The 17278-nt window shown below is 65.0% G+C and carries 17 protein-coding genes; 11 read left to right on the forward strand and 6 right to left on the reverse strand.

Annotated elements, in window-relative coordinates; translation table 11 throughout:
• Positions 1–67: 67 nt before the first annotated feature.
• Entirely contained in the window at positions 68–2047 is a 1980-nt protein-coding gene (gene dnaK, locus ACSQ3N_RS08430) for a molecular chaperone DnaK (protein ID WP_436147934.1), read from the reverse strand.
• 59 nt (positions 2048–2106) lie between these two features.
• A complete protein-coding gene (gene grpE / locus ACSQ3N_RS08435; RefSeq protein WP_436146045.1) occupies positions 2107–2667 on the reverse strand; it encodes a nucleotide exchange factor GrpE in 561 nt (186 codons plus the stop codon).
• A gap of 316 nt (positions 2668–2983) precedes the next feature.
• Between grpE and rpsF the strand changes: the two genes are divergently transcribed.
• From rpsF to dnaB, 5 genes are all read left to right on the forward strand, one after another.
• On the forward strand, positions 2984–3418 hold the full coding sequence (gene rpsF, locus ACSQ3N_RS08440) for a 30S ribosomal protein S6 (protein ID WP_056162238.1): 435 nt from the start codon (positions 2984–2986) through the stop codon (positions 3416–3418).
• 14 nt (positions 3419–3432) lie between these two features.
• A complete protein-coding gene (gene priB / locus ACSQ3N_RS08445; RefSeq protein WP_436146046.1) occupies positions 3433–3723 on the forward strand; it encodes a primosomal replication protein N in 291 nt (96 codons plus the stop codon).
• A 17-nt stretch (positions 3724–3740) separates the two neighbouring features.
• Positions 3741–4022, forward strand: a complete 282-nt coding sequence (rpsR, locus tag ACSQ3N_RS08450) for a 30S ribosomal protein S18 (protein WP_044397946.1) — start codon at positions 3741–3743, stop codon at positions 4020–4022.
• 12 nt (positions 4023–4034) lie between these two features.
• A complete protein-coding gene (rplI, locus tag ACSQ3N_RS08455; protein WP_056162244.1) occupies positions 4035–4487 on the forward strand; it encodes a 50S ribosomal protein L9 in 453 nt (150 codons plus the stop codon).
• A 201-nt stretch (positions 4488–4688) separates the two neighbouring features.
• Positions 4689–6113, forward strand: a complete 1425-nt coding sequence (gene dnaB / locus ACSQ3N_RS08460; protein ID WP_436146047.1) for a replicative DNA helicase — start codon at positions 4689–4691, stop codon at positions 6111–6113.
• Positions 6114–6314: 201 nt separating this feature from the next.
• On the opposite strand, the gene ACSQ3N_RS08465 is transcribed toward dnaB, so the two are convergent.
• The 4 genes from ACSQ3N_RS08465 to ACSQ3N_RS08480 all read right to left on the reverse strand — a co-directional run bounded on the left by ACSQ3N_RS08465 (position 6315) and on the right by ACSQ3N_RS08480 (position 9812).
• The gene (locus ACSQ3N_RS08465; protein ID WP_436146048.1) at positions 6315–6701 is read right to left on the reverse strand and encodes a hypothetical protein; all 387 of its coding nucleotides are present in this window, start codon (positions 6699–6701) and stop codon (positions 6315–6317) included.
• Position 6702: 1 nt separating this feature from the next.
• Positions 6703–8523 (reverse strand): PhoH family protein, encoded by a 1821-nt coding sequence (locus ACSQ3N_RS08470; protein ID WP_436146049.1) that lies wholly within the window; start codon positions 8521–8523, stop codon positions 6703–6705.
• Between the two features lie 207 nt (positions 8524–8730).
• Complete coding sequence (locus ACSQ3N_RS08475) at positions 8731–9216, reverse strand: peroxiredoxin (RefSeq protein WP_056162260.1); 486 nt, start codon at positions 9214–9216, stop codon at positions 8731–8733.
• A gap of 224 nt (positions 9217–9440) precedes the next feature.
• On the reverse strand, positions 9441–9812 hold the full coding sequence (locus ACSQ3N_RS08480) for an Mth938-like domain-containing protein (protein ID WP_056162263.1): 372 nt from the start codon (positions 9810–9812) through the stop codon (positions 9441–9443).
• A 154-nt stretch (positions 9813–9966) separates the two neighbouring features.
• On the opposite strand from ACSQ3N_RS08480, the gene ACSQ3N_RS08485 reads away from it, so the two are divergent.
• The 6 genes from ACSQ3N_RS08485 to ACSQ3N_RS08510 all read left to right on the forward strand — a co-directional run bounded on the left by ACSQ3N_RS08485 (position 9967) and on the right by ACSQ3N_RS08510 (position 17211).
• On the forward strand, positions 9967–11220 hold the full coding sequence (locus ACSQ3N_RS08485) for a pyridoxal phosphate-dependent aminotransferase (RefSeq protein ID WP_436146050.1): 1254 nt from the start codon (positions 9967–9969) through the stop codon (positions 11218–11220).
• Positions 11221–11253: 33 nt separating this feature from the next.
• A complete protein-coding gene (locus ACSQ3N_RS08490) occupies positions 11254–12270 on the forward strand; it encodes a DUF1176 domain-containing protein (protein ID WP_436146051.1) in 1017 nt (338 codons plus the stop codon).
• Between the two features lie 71 nt (positions 12271–12341).
• Positions 12342–13676 (forward strand): homoserine dehydrogenase, encoded by a 1335-nt coding sequence (locus tag ACSQ3N_RS08495; RefSeq protein WP_396502823.1) that lies wholly within the window; start codon positions 12342–12344, stop codon positions 13674–13676.
• A complete protein-coding gene (gene thrC, locus ACSQ3N_RS08500) occupies positions 13676–15112 on the forward strand; it encodes a threonine synthase (protein WP_396502822.1) in 1437 nt (478 codons plus the stop codon). The genes ACSQ3N_RS08495 and thrC overlap by 1 nt, the downstream gene beginning before the upstream one ends.
• Positions 15113–15389: 277 nt before the next feature.
• Positions 15390–15944 carry a molybdopterin-guanine dinucleotide biosynthesis protein B gene (gene mobB, locus ACSQ3N_RS08505; protein WP_056420958.1) on the forward strand — a complete coding sequence of 185 codons (555 nt, stop codon included), beginning with the start codon at positions 15390–15392 and terminating at the stop codon, positions 15942–15944.
• 31 nt (positions 15945–15975) lie between these two features.
• Entirely contained in the window at positions 15976–17211 is a 1236-nt protein-coding gene (locus tag ACSQ3N_RS08510; RefSeq protein WP_436146052.1) for a molybdopterin molybdotransferase MoeA, read from the forward strand.
• The last annotated feature ends 67 nt before the right edge of the window (positions 17212–17278 follow it).

Here is a 17278-nt window from a genome sequence, read left to right on the forward strand (position 1 = left end):
TTGGAGCAGGAACGCCGCGCAGCTCCCTGGGAGCATTGCGCGGCGGCTCGGGTCAACGGGGGCGTGCTCAGCCCTTCTTGACTTCCTTCACCTCGGCATCGACCACGTTGTCGTCGTCCGCAGGCTTGGACGACGAGGCCGAGGCACCGCCACTGGTGGCGTCTGCACCGCCTGCTGCGCCCTGGCCTGCTTGCGCAGCCTGCGATTCGGCGTACATCTTCTCGCCCAGCTTCTGGCTGGCGGCCATCAGCGCGGTGGTCTTCTCGTCGATGGCAGCCTTGTCTTCGCCCTTCAAGACTTCTTCCAGAGACTTCACGGCGGCCGTGATCGCGTCCTTTTCACCCGCGTCGAGCTTGTCGCCATGCTCGGTCAGGCTCTTGTTCACGCTGTGCACGGCGGCTTCGCCCTGGTTGCGGGCCTGCACCAGCTCGAGCTTCTTCTTGTCGTCGGCGGCGTTGAGCTCGGCGTCCTTCACCATCTGCTGGATTTCTTCTTCCGACAGGCCGGAGTTGGCCTTGATGGTGATCTTGTTTTCCTTGCCGGTGCCCTTGTCCTTGGCGCCGACGTGCAGGATGCCGTTGGCGTCGATGTCGAACGACACTTCGATCTGCGGAATGCCGCGCGCTGCCGGTGGAATGCCTTCCAGGTTGAACTCACCCAGCAGTTTGTTGCCCGCCGCCATTTCACGCTCGCCCTGGTAGACCTTGATGGTCACTGCAGGCTGGTTGTCGTCCGCGGTCGAATACGTCTGCGCAAACTTGGTCGGAATGGTGGTGTTCTTCTGGATCATCTTGGTCATGACGCCACCCAGGGTTTCGATACCCAGGGACAGCGGAGTCACGTCCAGCAGCAGCACGTCCTTGCGGTCGCCCGACAGCACCTGGCCTTGAATGGCGGCGCCCACGGCCACGGCTTCGTCAGGGTTCACGTCCTTGCGGGGTTCCTTGCCGAAGAATTCCTTCACCTTTTCCTGCACCTTGGGCATGCGGGTCATGCCGCCGACCAGGATCACGTCGTGGATGTCGGACACGGACACGCCGGCGTCCTTGATGGCCATGCGGCAAGGGGCGATGGTGCGCTCGATCAGCTCATCCACCAGCGACTCCAGCTTGGCGCGGGTCAGCTTGATGTTCAAGTGCTTCGGGCCCGACGCATCGGCAGTCACGTAAGGCAGGTTGATGTCGGTCGAGGCCGAGTTCGACAGCTCGATCTTGGCCTTCTCCGCTGCTTCCTTCAGGCGCTGCAGGGCCAGCACGTCGTTCTTGAGGTTGACGCCGGATTCCTTCTTGAACTCTTCGATGATGAAATCGATGATGCGCTGGTCGAAGTCTTCGCCTCCCAGGAAGGTGTCGCCGTTGGTCGACAGCACTTCGAACTGCTTTTCGCCGTCCACGTCCGCGATTTCGATGATGGACACGTCGAACGTGCCGCCACCCAGGTCATACACGGCGATCTTGCGGTCGCCCTTTTCCTGCTTGTCGAGGCCGAAGGCCAGCGCGGCAGCGGTGGGCTCGTTGATGATGCGCTTGACGTCCAGGCCCGCAATGCGGCCGGCGTCCTTGGTGGCCTGGCGCTGTGCGTCGTTGAAGTACGCAGGCACGGTGATGACGGCTTCCGTCACGGGCTCGCCCAGGTAGTCCTCGGCCGTCTTCTTCATCTTGCGCAGGATGTCGGCAGACACCTGCTGTGCCGACAGCTTGTTGCCGCGCACTTCGATCCAGGCGTCGCCGTTGTCGGCGGCCACGATCTTGTAGGGCATCAGGTCGATGTCCTTTTGCACTTCTTTTTCGGTGAACTTGCGGCCGATCAGGCGCTTGACGGCGTACAGCGTGTTCTTGGGGTTCGTCACGGCCTGGCGCTTGGCCGAGGCGCCGACGAGGATCTCGCCGTCTTCCTGATACGCCACGATGGACGGGGTGGTGCGAGCGCCTTCGCTGTTCTCGATCACGCGGGTCGTGTTGCCCTCCATGATGGAAACGCAGCTGTTCGTGGTGCCCAGGTCAATGCCGATGATTCTTCCCATGATTTTTCTCCGTGATGCTTGAATGGTTTGGATGGCTAGTAACTTGTGGATAACTTGGCTGGCTTCAAGCCGTTATCCACCATTTATTTGGGGGCGGCGACGGTGACCAGGGCAGGGCGCAGCACGCGCTCGGCGATCACATAGCCCTTTTGCAGCACGGCGACCACCGTATTGGCTTCCTGTGTGGAATCGGCAGGTGCGGGCACCACGCTGATGGCCTGGTGCTGGTGCGGATCGAACTTGGCACCGGCAGCGGGGTTGATGGCCAGGACCTTGTTGCGCTCCAGGGCCGAGGTCAGCTGGCGCAGCGTGGCATCGGCGCCTTCGCGCAGCTGCTGGGGCGTGGCTTCCTTGATACCGAGGGCGGCGTCCAGGCTGTCGGCCACGGGCAGCAGGCTTTCGGCAAAACTCTCGATGCCGAACTTGCGGGCCTTGGAGACTTCGTCCTCGGCGCGGCGGCGGGCGTTTTCAGCCTCTGCCTTGGCGCGCAGGAACTGGTCGGCCAGTTCGGCGCTCTTGGCCTTGAGCTCGGCCAGCTCGCCCTGCAGCCGCGCCAGCTCGTCGGAGGCGTGGGCAGCCATGGCGGCTTCAACTTCTTCGGGGGCGGCGGCGCTCTGTGGGGTGGGTTGGCTGGTGTCTGACATGTCTTGGTCTGAAGGTGAATAAACAGTGAAACAGTGAATACGCGCGGGATGTGGGGACGCGCCCCCTGCATTTCAAGGTGCGGCGCAGGGGCTTGTGGCCGCCTCCCCGCGTACGGCGCGTTTTGCTGTAGGGCATGTCGTCCCGCCCGGCGAATTTGCAAGGCCCCCAGGCAGTTTGGGTGCCACATTTCGGGGTTTTGCCGGGGCCGGAACAGGCGTGAGTGTACAAGCGGCGCAGGGCGGGCTATAATTGCCGGCTTTGCCTTGCCACACCGCTTCTAGACGCAGCGGGTGGTGTCATCCAAAAGGAGTCTGCATGCGTCATTACGAAATCATTTTGTTGATCCACCCGGATCAAAGCGAACAAGTTCCAGCGATGCTGGAGCGCTACAAGGGCATGATCACCGCTGGCGGTGGCAAGGTGCACCGCGTGGAAGACTGGGGCCGCCGTCAACTGGCGTACCTGATCAACAAGCTGGCCAAGGCCCACTACCTGTGCGTGAACATCGAAGCCGACCAGGCTGTGATGGCTGAACTGGAGCACGCCTTCAAGTTCAACGACGCTGTGCTGCGCCACCTGACGGTTCAGAAGAAGAAGGCCGACACGGGTCCATCTTCGATGATGAAGACCGTCGAGCGCGAAGAAGCCCGCAAGGCCAGCCAGGCTGAATACGCAGCCGCCGGTGGCGAGCGTGGTGATCGTCCTGATCGCGCCGAGCGCCAGGAACGTCCAGAGCGCGCCGAGCGCTGATCCAGCCCGTTGGAGTGGAGAACCGCGTAGTCTTGACCGCATGTATCGCAGAGGCTGAACCCCTGCGCTACACACCCGCCGGATTGCCTGCCCTCACGCTGCGGCTCGAACACGAGTCCCGGCAGACCGAGGCAGGCCACCCCCGCGAAGTCAAGGCTGCCATGAAAGCCGTCGCCTTTGGTGCGATGGCCGAGCGTCTGGCAAGGCAGAACATCGGAAGTCTCTGGACTTTCAGTGGATTTCTGGCAAACCCGCGCAATGGCAAGACCGCAGTGCTGCACATCCAGGATATTCAACAAAATTAATTTTCAAGGGGTCCGCAATGGCCACGTTCAAGAAGTTCAACAAAGACAAGCGCCCAAAGCGCAACACCCAGTCCCTGCTGTTCAAGCGCAAGCGCTTTTGCCGCTTCACGGTGACGGGCGTTGAAGAAATCGACTACAAGGATGTCGACACGCTGCGCGATTTCATCGCCGAAAACGGCAAGATCATCCCCGCACGCCTGACCGGCACGCGCGCCATCTATCAGCGTCAGCTGAACACCGCCATCAAGCGCGCGCGCTTCCTGGCCCTGGTGCCTTACAGCGACCAGCACAAGATCTAAGGAGCACAACCCATGCAAATCATTCTGCTCGACAAGGTTGTGAACCTCGGCAACCTGGGTGAAATCGTCAAGGTCAAGGACGGCTACGCCCGTAACTTCCTGATCCCCGCTGGCCGCGCCCGTCGCGCCACCGAATCTGCCAAGGCAGAGTTCGAAGCCAAGCGCGCTGAACTCGAAAAGGCAGCAGCTGCCAAGCTGGCAGAAGCCCAAGCCCAAGGCGAAAAGCTGGCTGGCACCACCGTCAAGCTGACGCAAAAGGCTGGCGTGGACGGCCGTCTGTTTGGTTCCGTGACCAACCATGACATCGCCGAAGAGCTGAACAAGCAAGGCTACAAGATTGCCAAGTCGCAAATCCGCCTGCCCAACGGCCCTATCAAGGTCGTGAGCGACAGCACGGTGAGCGTGGCTCTGCACACCGACGTGGTGGTGGACGTGACCGTGTCGGTCTACGGCGAAACCGCCTGATCGATGACCGCCTGCCGGCCCCGGCCGGTTGGCCGAGTGCATCGTGCATATTTCAGAAAGCCGCCTTCGGGCGGCTTTTTGTTTTTTGGAAATCGGCGTCATACAGAGGTGCACACCGGCTGTGCACTCGTTATCCACAGACTTATCCCGCGTAAGTTGAACATGCTGAGCTAGCATTGAAGGCTTGCCTCAAGGAACCCCATGTCCGCTGTTTTCCCTCCGCTTGACGAACAGAGCTTCGAACCCTCGATGTCGCAGCCAGACCGCGAGGTGGCCCAGCTGCGCGTGCCGCCGCATTCCATCGAAGCCGAGTCCAGCGTGCTGGGCGGCCTGCTGCTGGACAACAACGCCTGGGACCGCGTGGGCGACCTGTTGGTGGAGAGCCACTTCTACCGCCACGAACACCAGATGGTGTACTCGGCCATCGGTGCGCTGATCAACGCCAGCAAGCCCGCCGACGTCATCACCGTCTTCGAGCACCTGAAGAACCAGGGCAAGGCGCAGGAGATGGGCGGCCTGGCCTACCTGAACAACCTGGCCCAGTACGTCCCCAGCGCCAGCAACATCCGCCGCTACGCCGAGATCGTTCGCGAGCGGGCCATCCTGCGCAAGCTGGTGACGGCGAGCGATGAAATATCGACCAATGCCTTCAATCCGCAGGGCAAGACGGTGGAGCGCATCCTGGACGAGGCCGAGGCCAAGATCTTCGCCATCGGCGAAGAGGGCTCGCGCACCAAGCAGGGCTTTCAGTCGCTGGACACCCTGGTGATCGACCTGCTCGACCGGGTGCAGGAGATGGCGGACAACCCGGTGGACGTGACCGGCGTGCCCACCGGCTTTGCCGACCTGGACCGCATGACGTCGGGCCTGCAGGCGGGTGACATGGTGGTGCTGGCAGCCCGCCCCTCTATGGGCAAGACCTCGTTCGCGGTGAACATCGCTGAACACGTGGCACTCAACGAAGGCCTTCCGGTCGCCATCTTCTCGATGGAAATGGGCGCTGCCCAGCTGGCGGTGCGTATCGTGGGCTCCATCGGCCGGGTGAACCAGGGCAACTTGCGCACGGGCAAACTGACCGACGACGAATGGCCGCGCCTGACCGAGGCGATCGAAAAGCTGCGCACCGTGTCGCTGCACATCGATGAGACCCCCGGCCTCACCCCTGGCGAGCTGCGGGCCAACGCCCGGCGGCTGGCGCGCCAGTGCGGCAAGCTCGGGCTGATCGTGGTCGACTACCTGCAGCTCATGAGCGGCTCGGGCGCTGGCAGCTCCGACAACCGCGCCACCGAGCTGGGCGAAATCTCCCGGGGCCTCAAGATGCTGGCCAAGGAGTTGCAGTGCCCGGTGATCGCGCTGTCGCAGCTCAACCGCTCGGTCGAGCAGCGCACCGACAAGCGCCCCATGATGTCCGACCTGCGGGAGTCCGGCGCCATCGAGCAGGATGCCGACATCATCATGTTCATCTACCGCGACGACTACTACAACAAGGACAGCAAGGAGCCGAACGTGGCTGAGGTCATCATCGGCAAGCAGCGTAACGGCCCCACAGGTACCGTGAAGCTGTTCTTCCAGAAGAACCAGACCCGCTTTGAGAACCTGGCGATGGGCTCGGGCGACGATTATTGATAGAAAAATAGCCGCTACCGCTTGTCTATCAAGCGCTAGCAGCTATCAATATGTGAGCGTTTTGCGGATGTCGCTCTGGCACCGCAACCCGTCTTTTGCCAAAAAGGGCTGGTACCTTGTCGGCCCTGACCGGCCCTGTTCGCCTCTGTTCGGCTCCGTCCACCGCTGTGGCGCTACAGCTGCGTTACAGCTGCGCTATTGCTACTGCCGCAGCACCTGGATCAGCAAGCCCGCACCCAGTACGCCCAGCACCGCTACCGCAGCGGTCAAGCGCTGGCTGCGCTTTCGCAGTGCTTCCACGGCTTGTACCACCTGGGCGTTCTGCTCGGCCAGTGACTGGATCAGCACGGCGGATGCCTGCTGCTCCTGTTCCAGGCGTGCCACGCGGTCCTGCCACTGGCGCAGGGCCGTTTCAGGCGTTGCCGCCAGGCTGGCAGGTGTGCCCGCCGCGGTGTCCGACCCGGCTGCACCGTGGCCCGCCCGGGTGGCGCCCATGAGCTTTTTGGCCGCAGCCAGCACCTGGGGTGTCGCCTCGATGACGTCGCGCCACGGCACCAGCTTGAGCGCCGTGATCCATCCCGCCGCCAACTCAGAGCACCTCGCTCGCGAAATCCGCCAGGCGCGAGCGTTCGCCGCGTGCCAGCGTGATGTGCCCGCTGTGCGGCCAGCCCTTGAAGCGGTCCACCGCATAGGTCAGGCCCGAGGAGCCTTCGGTCAGGTACGGCGTGTCGATCTGCGCCAGGTTGCCCATGCAGATGATCTTGGTGCCGGGGCCCGCGCGGGTGATCAGCGTCTTCATCTGCTTGGGCGTCAGGTTCTGCGCCTCGTCGATGATCACGTATTTGTTCAAAAAGGTGCGGCCGCGCATGAAGTTCATGCTCTTGATCTTGATGCGGCTGCGGATCAGCTCGTTGGTGGCGGCACGGCCCCACTCGCCGGCATTGCCGCCGTCGCCCTTGGCCAGAAACTCGAGGTTGTCGTCCAGCGCGCCCATCCAGGGGCCCATCTTTTCCTCTTCGGTGCCGGGCAGGAAGCCGATGTCCTCGCCTACGCTCACGGTGGCGCGGGTCATGATGATCTCGGTGTAGCGGCGGTCGTCCAGCACCTGGGTCAGGCCCGCGGCCAGGGCCAGCAGGGTCTTGCCGGTGCCGGCCGTGCCGGTCAGGGTGACGAAGTCGATGTCGGGGTCCATGAGCAGGTTCATGGCGTAGTTCTGCTCGCGGTTGCGCGTGGTCACGCCCCACACCGCGTGCTTGGCCGAGCCGTAGTCCTTGAGCGTCTGAAGCACCGCCGTCTTTTCGCGGATCTCGCTCACGCGGGCGAACAGGCTGGGCTCGCCGGGCGCTTCGAAGTACACGAACTGGTTGATCATCAATTGCGGCACGATGGGCCCGCCGATGCGGTAGTAGGTGTGCGCTCCGCTCTGCCAGCTTTCGACGTTCTTGCCGCTCTTGGCCCAGAAGTCGGGCGGCAGCGCCAGCACGCCGGCGTACAGCAGGTCGCCGTCTTCCAGGGTCTTGTCGTTCTGGTAGTCCTCAGCGTTCAGGCCCAGGGCGCGCGCCTTGACGCGCATGTTGATGTCTTTGGACACCAGCACCACTTCGCGCGGCGCGTGTTCCTTGCGCAGGGCTTCGACCACACCCAGGATCTGGTTGTCGGCCTTGCCTTGTGGCAGGCTGGTGGGCAGGCTGTAGTCCAGCGGTGCGGTCTGAAAGTACAGGCAGCCGCCGGCAGCGCGCTGCCCGGTGGAGTCAAGCTTCAGGCCGCGCCCGATGTCGGCGCCCTGCACGCCGGCCAGTGCGTCCAGCGAGCGGCTGGTCTGGCGGCCGTTGCGGGCGACTTCGGTCATGCCCTTCTTGTGGCCGTCGAGCTCTTCCAGCACGATCATCGGCAGGAAGATGTCGTGCTCTTCAAAGCGGAACAGGCTGGTGGGGTCGTGCAGCAGCACGTTGGTGTCCAGAACGAACAGCTTGGTCGGGCCCTGGGACTTGCTGCGCTTGCTGCGGCTGGCCGATGGAGCTGCTGCAACCATAGGGGCGGCCACGGCGGGGGCTGCTGCTGCGGCAGACGCAGCGGTGGTGCGTGCCGGGGCCTTGCGGGCGGGGCTGCGGGACTCCACCGGGGCGGCAGGCTCGGCACGGGTGCTGCGCGTGGCCGTGCGCTCTGCCGTGGTAGTGGGCGTTGCGGGTGCGATGCTGGAGACGACCTGCAAGGAGGCCGTGCGTTCAGCCGCTGCCTTGCGGGCTGTGGTGCGTGCTGCCGGTGTCGCCACTTCGGGTGCCGAGCTGATGGCATCGGCTGCTTCTGCAGCGGTGGCCGTGGTGGCCGCCTTGCCGGGGCGGGCGGTCACATCGTAGGCTTCGGGGGCGAGGAGGGCGGCGCGCCGGCTGGGGGCTGGGGGCAGGGGCATGGTGACAGGGCCTCGGTCAGTGACGGTGGAAATATCGAAAGTCAGAAAGCAAAAAGCCGCCTGGAGACCAAGGCGGCTTTTTGGGATGGGGTAGTAGACGTTGCGGGAGCCAGGAGCATCAAACCATTATGCCTATTCCTGATGTCAGGCCTGGGCAAAACCGCAGAGCTGTCGGTTGGATGCGCTGTGTTCCCGTGCAATCTGCTGTCAGGCGGCTTTTTTCAGCGCCTTGATGGACTTCACGGCCTTGAGGACTTCGTCCACGTGGCCGGGGACCTTCAGGCCGCGCCATTCCTGCACCAAAATGCCATCCGGGCCGACCAGGAAGGTGCTGCGCTCGATGCCCTTGACCTTCTTGCCGTACATGATCTTGTTCTTGACCACGCCAAACATGTGGCACATTTTCTCTTCGGTGTCAGCGATGAGTTCGAAGGGCAGTTCGAGCTTTTCCTTGAAATCGTCGTGCGACTTCATGTTGTCGCGCGACACGCCGAACACGGCGGCGCCAGCCTTCACGAAGTCCTTGTACTTGTCACGGAACTGCATGGCTTCCGTGGTGCAGCCCGGCGTGTTGTCCTTGGGGTAGAAGTAGAGCACCATGATCTGGCCAAGGTGGGTGGTATTGGAAACCTTGAGTCCACCGGTCGCGTTGGCTTCAAATTCGGGGAGGGGTTTGTTGACAACGATCGCCATATCACTTCAATCTCTCAGGATGTAGTCGTTGATAAGCCGGGGGAAGCGGGTGTGTTATTGCTCTTGTGAGTGCCCCCGACCGCAACCCGTGATTTTACTCCGAAATCGATTGCTAACCAAATGTAAGACTGTGTGTCCAAGCCTTTCGCGCACAGGGCACCGCGCGGCAGCGCACGCTAAAGCGCCCGGCGGCGCCATCCGCTAATCAGGCGGAGGGTCAGGCGTCAGGTTTCCAGCAGCAGGGCGGCGACCACGTTGCGCCCTTCGCTTGCCAGGATGTTGTAGGTGCGGCAGGCGGCAGCCGTGTCCATGGTTTCCAGACCCAGCCGGCGGGCGATCAGTGGCGCCAGCCAGGCCGGGGGCGGAAACCGGTTGCGCGTGCCGCTGCCGAAGATGACGAGCTCCGTCTCCAGCTGGGCCAGTTGCGCGAAGTGTTCGGCCGTGAGGTCTTCAAAACGCGCGCAGGGCCAGGCCTCGCGCAGGCCGTTCGAGCCGATGATGACGCTGTGGGTGATCTTGTCGGCGTCCACGCCGATCCAGCCGGGGCCGTATCCGCTGATGGTTTGTGCGTTCGAGCGGTCGGGCTGAAATTTCATGGGTGTCGCAGGCAGCCGTGGCGGGCGGCGGTGTGGCAGCGGGCCTTCGAGAGAAGGGGCCGGTGGTACATCTGATCTGTGGTCAAATTATAGGTTCGCCAAGGTGCCCGCCGCTCTGGCCCGCCACCTGACCATACTCCTTCACCGTCAGCGCATGAAAACCGTCCAGAAATCCGCCAAGCTCGCCAACGTCTGCTACGACATCCGGGGGCCGATCATGGACGCGGCCAAGCAGATGGAGGAAGACGGGCACAAGATCATCAAGCTCAACATCGGCAACCTGGCGGTGTTCGGTTTCGATGCGCCGGAGGAGATCCAGCTGGACATGATCCGCAACCTGCCCAACTCGGCAGGGTATTCGGACAGCAAGGGCATCTTCGCGGCGCGCAAGGCCGTGATGCACGAGACGCAAAAGCAGGGCATCAAGGGCGTGGCGCTCGACGACATCTACCTGGGCAACGGCGCCAGCGAACTCATCGTGATGGCCACCAACGCGCTGCTGGACAACGGCGACGAGCTGCTGCTGCCCTCGCCCGACTACCCGCTGTGGACGGCTGCGGCCAGCCTGTCGGGCGGCACACCGGTGCACTACCTGTGCGACGAGGCCAACGGCTGGATGCCCGACCTGGCCGACATCCGCGCCAAGATCACGCCCCGCACGAAGGGCATCGTGGTCATCAACCCCAACAACCCCACTGGCGCGCTGTACTCGGACGACCTGCTCAAGGGCATCGTCGCCATCGCCCGCGAACACGGCCTTGTGATCTTTGCGGACGAGGTGTACGACAAGGTGCTGTACGACGGCACCAAGCACACGGCCATCGGCTCGCTGAGCCAGGACGTGCTCACGCTCACGTTCAACTCGCTGTCCAAGAGCTACCGCTCTTGCGGCTACCGCGCTGGCTGGTTGGTGGTGTCGGGCGACAAGAAGCCCGCCCGGGACTACATCGAGGGCCTGAACATGCTCTCGAACATGCGCCTGTGCGCCAACGTGCCCGGCCAGTGGGCCGTTCAGACGGCGCTGGGCGGCTACCAGAGCATCAACGAGCTGGTGGGCGAGGGCGGCCGCCTGCGCAAGCAGCGCGACCTGGCGTACGAGCTCATCACCGCCATCCCTGGCGTGACCTGCGTCAAGCCCCAGGCGGCGCTGTACATGTTCCCGCGCCTGGACCCGGCTGTGTACCCCATCGAGGACGACCAGCAGTTCTTCCTGGAGCTGCTGCAGGAAACCAAGGTCATGCTGGTGCAGGGCACCGGCTTCAACTGGGCGGCTCCCGACCACTTCCGCATCGTGTTCCTGCCCCACGAGGACGACCTGCGCGACGCCATCGGCCGGGTGGCGCGCTTCCTGGAGCAGTACCGCAAGCGCAAGCAGGCTGCTGCGGCGGCAGCCTCGGCTGCGGCTTGAGTGGCGCGCCGCCGAGTGAGGAGGGCTTTTCACATGCGTATCCGTTTCGTCGCCCACCGCGCGGTGGCCGTGCTGGCCTTGGCTGCAACGTTGCCGTCCGCGCACGCCGCAGACCCCAAGCCAGAGCCCGTCAGGTTCCAGCACAAGGATTGGGCGCTGCAATGCGACAACACGCGCACCTGCCGCGCTGTGGGCTACCAGTCGGAGGACGGTGATTTCGAACCTGCCTCCATCCTCCTGACGCGTCCTGCAGGCCCGAATGCGCCGGTGCAGGTGGACCTGCAGGTCTATTCCGAAAAGGCCGACCCCGCGGCGCTCGATCTGCAGGTGGGCAAGCTTTCGCTTCGCGGCCTGGAGGGGACCATCCCGCGAGTGCCAGCCGGCCAGGTGCCGCGCCTGCTGCAGGAACTGCTCAGGAACGACGAGGCAACGCTGTCAGCAGGCAACGACCGGTGGACGCTGTCCCTGGCAGGGGCCAGCGCCGTGCTGCTCAAGATGGACGAGGCTCAAGGCCGCATTGGCACGCCGGGCGCGCTGGTGCGGCGCGGTACCAAGGCGGAGTCCTCGGTGCTGCGGCCCGCGGCCGCGCCCGTGGTCAAAGGTGTCTTGCCGGTGGCGCCTCGCAAGGGCGATGGTGCGCTGGCCAGGCCCCTGCTCGCCGAGATCGACCGTGCCAGTGTGGCCGACCAGTGCAACGGCCAGGACCCGCTGAACCCGTCCACCGCCCAGGTCCGCCGGCTCACGGACCGCAAGCTTTTGGTGTCCCTGCCCTGCGGCATGGGCGCCTATAACTACAGCAAACTGCTGTGGGTCGCCAGCGACCTGCCGCCCCACAAGCCCGAGCCTTTGCAGGACGTGGACGGCGAGTTCGATGCTGACACGGGCTCTGTCCATTCGGCTATGAAGGGCCGCGGCATCGGCGACTGCTGGTCGACGCGCGACTGGCAGTTCGACGGGCAGGGCTTCGTGCTCACCCGTGAAGCTGGCGACAGCATGTGCCGGGGCTTTCCTGGCGGCGCCTGGCAGTTGCCGAGCTACGTCACGCGCTGAGGCCCAGCCCCGCTGCGCCGCGGCTGCCTGTCCTCCATTTCAACCCGATTCAACCCTTTTCCAACATCACCATGAAACCCATCCAAGTAGGCCTTCTGGGCATCGGCACCGTCGGCAGCGGCGTGTTCAACGTGCTCCAGCGCAACCAGGAAGAAATCCGCCGCCGCGCCGGCCGCGGCATCGAGATCACCATGGTGGCCGACCTCGACGTGGACCGCGCCAAGGCCGCGGTGGGTGACGGCATCGAGGTCGTGAACGACGCCCGCGCCATCATCGCCAACCCCGATATCGACATCGTCATCGAGCTCATCGGCGGCTACGGCATCGCCCGCGCGCTGGTGCTCGAGGCCATCGCAGCCGGCAAGCACGTCGTCACCGCCAACAAGGCGCTGCTGGCCGTGCACGGCACCGAGATCTTCGCGGCCGCATCGGCCAAGGGCGTGATGGTGGCCTTCGAGGCCGCCGTGGCCGGTGGCATCCCCATCATCAAGGCGCTGCGCGAAGGCCTGACCGCCAACCGCATCCAGTGGATCGCCGGCATCATCAACGGCACCACCAACTTCATCCTGTCGGAGATGCGCAGCAAGGGCCTGGACTTCGACGTGGTGCTGAAAGAAGCGCAGCGCCTGGGCTACGCCGAGGCTGACCCCACCTTCGACATCGAAGGCGTGGACGCCGCGCACAAGGTCACGCTGATGAGCGCCATTGCCTTCGGCATCCCGGTGCAGTTCGACAAGGCCTACGTCGAAGGCATCACCAAGCTGGGTGCTGCCGACATCAAGTACGCCGAGCAGCTGGGCTACCGCATCAAGCTCTTGGGCATCACCAAGCGCGTCGACAAGGGCGTGGAGCTGCGCGTGCACCCGAGCCTGGTGCCTTCCAAACGCCTGATCGCCAACGTCGAAGGCGCCATGAACGCCGTGGTGGTGCAGGGCGATGCCGTGGGCACCACGCTGTACTACGGCAAGGGCGCGGGCAGCGAGCCCACCGCCAGCGCCGTCATCGCCGACCTGGTGGACATCGCCCGCCTGCACACGGCCGACCCCGAGCACCGCGTGCCGCACCTGGCCTTCCAGGCCCACACGCTGACGGACGCCATGGGCACGCTGCCGGTGCTGCCGATGAGCGAAGTGGTCACCAGCTACTACCTGCGCCTTCGCGTGGCCGACCAGGCCGGCGTGCTCGCCAAGGTCACCGGCCTGCTGGCCGAAGCCGGCGTGAGCATCGACGCGGTGCTGCAGCGCGAAGCCGACGAAGTGGGAGGCGAAGGCTCCACCCAGACCGACCTGATCATCCTGACCCACGACACCCGCGAAGGCACCATGGACGCCGTCATCGCCCAGATGCAGGCGCTTCCCACGGTGCTGGCGCCCATCACGCGCATCCGCAAGGAGGAACTGAACTGATGCTGTACATCTCCACCCGCGGCCATGCCGACCGCAAGCATTTCTGCGACATCCTGCTCGAAGGCCTGGCGCCCGACGGCGGCCTGTACCTGCCCGAGCAGTACCCCAAGATCAGCGGCGCCACGCTGACCAAGCTGCGCAAGGCGTACCACGAGCAGGGCTACGCCGAACTGGCGTTCCAGATCCTGTCGCTGTACATCGACGACATCCCTGCCGCCGACCTGAAGGCCATCTGCGCCAAGACGTACACGGCCGAAGTGTTCGGCACGGGCGAGATCGTGCCCCTGCGCCACCTGGAAGACGGCCTGTGGCTCGAAGCCCTGTCCAACGGCCCCACGCTGGCCTTCAAGGACATGGCCATGCAGCTGCTGGGCAACCTGTTCGAGTATGAACTCAAGCGCCGCGGCGAAGAGCTGAACATTCTGGGCGCCACCAGCGGCGACACCGGCAGCGCGGCCGAGTACGCCATGCGCGGCAAAGAGGGCGTGCGCGTCTTCATGACCTCGCCCCACGGCCGCATGAGCGCTTTTCAGCAGGCGCAGATGTTCAGCCTGCAGGACGAGAACATCCACAACATCGCCATCGAAGGCGTGTTCGACGACTGCCAGGACATCGTCAAGGCCGTGAGCAACGACCTCGACTTCAAGCGCAAATACAAGATCGGCACCGTCAACTCCATCAACTGGGCGCGTCTTTTGGCGCAGGTGGTGTACTACTTCGCGGGCTACATCCAGGCCACCGAGACCAACGACCAGAAGGTCAGCTTCACCGTGCCGTCGGGCAACTTCGGCAACGTCTGCGCGGGCCACGTGGCGCGCCAGATGGGCCTGCCGATCGCCAAGCTGGTGGTCGCCACCAACGAGAACGACGTGCTCGACGAGTTCTTTCGCACGGGCTCGTACCGCGTGCGCGCCGCAGCCGACACGCACGAGACGTCGAGCCCGTCGATGGACATCAGCAAGGCCAGCAACTTCGAGCGGTTCATCTTCGACCTGCTGGGCCGCAACGGCCAGCGCACCAAGGCCCTGTTCAGCGCCGCGCTGCAGACCTATGGCCGGTTCGATTTGAGCGCCGATCCGCTGTTCGCCGATGCGGCGGGCAAGTACGGCTTTGAAAGCGGCAAGAGCACCCACGCCGACCGCCTGGCCACCATCCGCGACACCCACCAGCGCCATGGCGTGACCATCGACACCCACACCGCCGACGGCGTGAAGGTGGCGCGTGAGCACCGTGGCGACGCATCGGTGCCGATGATCGTGCTGGAGACCGCGCTGCCCATCAAGTTCGCCGAGACCATCGAAGAAGCCCTGGGACACGCGCCCGAGCGGCCCGAGAAGTTCGCGGGCATCGAAGACCTGCCCAAGCGCGTGCAGGTGATGCCCGCCGATGTGGACCAGGTCAAGGCGTACATCCAGCGGGTGTGCGATAACGCCTGAGTGAGCAGTCCAGCGCAGCGGGGCAGGGTCCCGGTGCTGGCGTGCCTTGGCCGTGGCACCGCAGGCGGATTCAGCGGATCGGCAGGGCCCGGCGCCGCGCTGGCGCCGCCAAGCAGCCGTCGCGGCCCTCGCGGCACCGCTGCCTGGCCGCCACCGCGCGGCTTGACGGCCCCGAGAGCAGCGCTGCAGAGCGTTATTGAGCATAAAAATGGCCGCTACCGCTTGATAGGCATGCGCAAGCAGCTATTAAAAACGTAGCGACCGCAAGGAGCGATGGATGAAGGTGATCGGTTTTGCAGGCTTCTCCGGCAGTGGCAAGACCACGCTGGTCGAGCAACTCATCCCTGAGCTGCGCTTGCGCGGGCTGCGGGTGTCGGTGGTCAAGCACGCGCACCACAGCTTCGACGTGGACCACCCCGGCAAGGACACCTACCGCCACCGCGAGGCCGGTGCGTTCGAAGTGGTGGCGGCGTCCGACAAGCGCCTGATGCTGGTGCGCGAGTTCGAGCGCCCCGCCACGCTCTCCGTGCACCACCTGATCGCCGAGCTGTACGCGGGCGTGGACTGGGTGCTGGTGGAAGGCTTCAAGGACAGCGACCTGCTCAAGATCGAAGTCTGGCGCGCGCCCGAAGCCGGCCAGACGGCCAAGCCCGTGCGCTACCCCGAGGACGACTTCGTGGTGGCTGTCGCCACCGACGCGCCCGGTGCGCTCACGGTGCCCACGCAGTTGCCCCTGCTTGACCTCAACGCCCCGTCCGCGGTGGTGGACTGGCTGGTGCAGAACGAACAGCGGTTCGAGTACAACGAAGAGCTCTACGGGGCGGGGATGTAGTCCCATTCAAGCGACGGGAACCACCACCACCATGAACCGCCCCCTCAAATCCCTGGACGACGCGCTGGCCGAGCTGCTGGCGCACGCAGTGCCGCCGACAGCCACGCAGGCGGTCTCCACCTTCGACGCCGACGGCCGCGTGCTGGCGCAGGACTGCGTCTCGGCGCTGCACGTGCCCCCGCAGGACAACAGCTCCATGGACGGCTACGCGGTGCGCCGGGCCGACGTGCCCGCGGCGGGCAGGGTGCTGCCGGTGTCGCAGCGCATTGCCGCGGGCAGCGCTGGCGAGCCGCTGCAAAGCGGCACGGCAGCGCGCATCTTCACCGGCGCGCCGGTGCCCGAGGGCGCCGACGCCATCCTGATGCAGGAAGACTGCGAAGCCCTGGCGGACCAGGGCAGCGTGCGCATCAACGCCGTGCCCCAGCCCGGCCAGTGGATCCGGCGCGCCGGCGAAGACATCACCCGCGGTGCGGTGGTGCTGGCGCGGGGTTCGCGCCTGTCGCCCGCCGAGCTGGGCCTGGCCGCGAGCATCGGCCTGCACGTGCTGCAGGTCGCACGCCGGCCGCGCGTGGCGCTGTTTTCCACCGGCGACGAACTGGTGATGCCCGGCGAGGTGCCGCCCGAGCAGATGCGCCCCGGCGCCATCTACAACAGCAACCGGTTCTTTCTGCGCGCCATGCTGCAGCGCCTGGGCTGCGAGGTGACCGACCTGGGCATCGTCCCGGACCGGCGCGACGCGACGGTACAGGCGCTGCGCAGCGCCAGCGCAGACCACGACCTCATCCTCACCAGCGGCGGCGTGTCGGTGGGTGAAGAGGACCACATCAAGCCCGCTGTCGAGTCGCTCGGCCGCCTCGACCTGTGGCAAATCGCCATGAAGCCCGGCAAGCCGTTCGCCTACGGCCAGATCCCCCGGGCCGAGGGCGCAGCGCACTTCATGGGCCTACCCGGCAACCCCGTGTCGAGCTTTCTGACCTTTGCACTGCTGGTGCGGCCGTTCGTGCTGCGCCTGCAGGGCGTGCAGGACGTTGCCCCCAGGTCCATCGCTGCCCGCGCTGATTTCAGCTGGCCCAAAGCCGACAAACGCCGCGAATTCCTGCGCGTGCGGCACAACGCGGCCGGCGGGCTCGACCTGTTCGCCAACCAGAGCTCGGGCGTGCTCACCTCGGCCGCTTGGGGCCATGGTGTGGTGGACAACCCGGCGGGCCAGACGATTGCCTCTGGCGATACGGTGCGGTTCATCGCTTTCTCGGAGCTGCTGGAATGAAACACCCCCTGAGTCGCTTCGCGCCTTCCCCCTCTCTCGCATTGCTATGCAATGCGGGAGGGGAACG

Origin of the sequence: Acidovorax sp. LjRoot194 (assembly GCF_964253015.1) — a bacterium.
Classification (GTDB): domain Bacteria; phylum Pseudomonadota; class Gammaproteobacteria; order Burkholderiales; family Burkholderiaceae_C; genus Acidovorax.

Excerpts from the sequence above, each read along its gene's own strand:
- ACSQ3N_RS08495 (WP_396502823.1), top strand. The coding sequence starts at position 12,342 with ATGAAACCCATCCAAGTAGGCCTTCTGGGCATCGGCACCGTCGGCAGC.
- ACSQ3N_RS08485 (WP_436146050.1), top strand. The coding sequence starts at position 9,967 with ATGAAAACCGTCCAGAAATCCGCCAAGCTCGCCAACGTCTGCTACGAC.
- ACSQ3N_RS08490 (WP_436146051.1), top strand. The coding sequence starts at position 11,254 with ATGCGTATCCGTTTCGTCGCCCACCGCGCGGTGGCCGTGCTGGCCTTG.
- mobB (WP_056420958.1), top strand. The coding sequence starts at position 15,390 with ATGAAGGTGATCGGTTTTGCAGGCTTCTCCGGCAGTGGCAAGACCACG.
- ACSQ3N_RS08480 (WP_056162263.1), bottom strand. The coding sequence starts at position 9,812 with ATGAAATTTCAGCCCGACCGCTCGAACGCACAAACCATCAGCGGATAC.
- rplI (WP_056162244.1), top strand. The coding sequence starts at position 4,035 with ATGCAAATCATTCTGCTCGACAAGGTTGTGAACCTCGGCAACCTGGGT.
- thrC (WP_396502822.1), top strand. The coding sequence starts at position 13,676 with ATGCTGTACATCTCCACCCGCGGCCATGCCGACCGCAAGCATTTCTGC.
- grpE (WP_436146045.1), bottom strand. The coding sequence starts at position 2,667 with ATGTCAGACACCAGCCAACCCACCCCACAGAGCGCCGCCGCCCCCGAA.
- rpsR (WP_044397946.1), top strand. The coding sequence starts at position 3,741 with ATGGCCACGTTCAAGAAGTTCAACAAAGACAAGCGCCCAAAGCGCAAC.
- dnaB (WP_436146047.1), top strand. The coding sequence starts at position 4,689 with ATGTCCGCTGTTTTCCCTCCGCTTGACGAACAGAGCTTCGAACCCTCG.
- ACSQ3N_RS08475 (WP_056162260.1), bottom strand. The coding sequence starts at position 9,216 with ATGGCGATCGTTGTCAACAAACCCCTCCCCGAATTTGAAGCCAACGCG.
- ACSQ3N_RS08510 (WP_436146052.1), top strand. The coding sequence starts at position 15,976 with ATGAACCGCCCCCTCAAATCCCTGGACGACGCGCTGGCCGAGCTGCTG.
- rpsF (WP_056162238.1), top strand. The coding sequence starts at position 2,984 with ATGCGTCATTACGAAATCATTTTGTTGATCCACCCGGATCAAAGCGAA.
- ACSQ3N_RS08470 (WP_436146049.1), bottom strand. The coding sequence starts at position 8,523 with ATGCCCCTGCCCCCAGCCCCCAGCCGGCGCGCCGCCCTCCTCGCCCCC.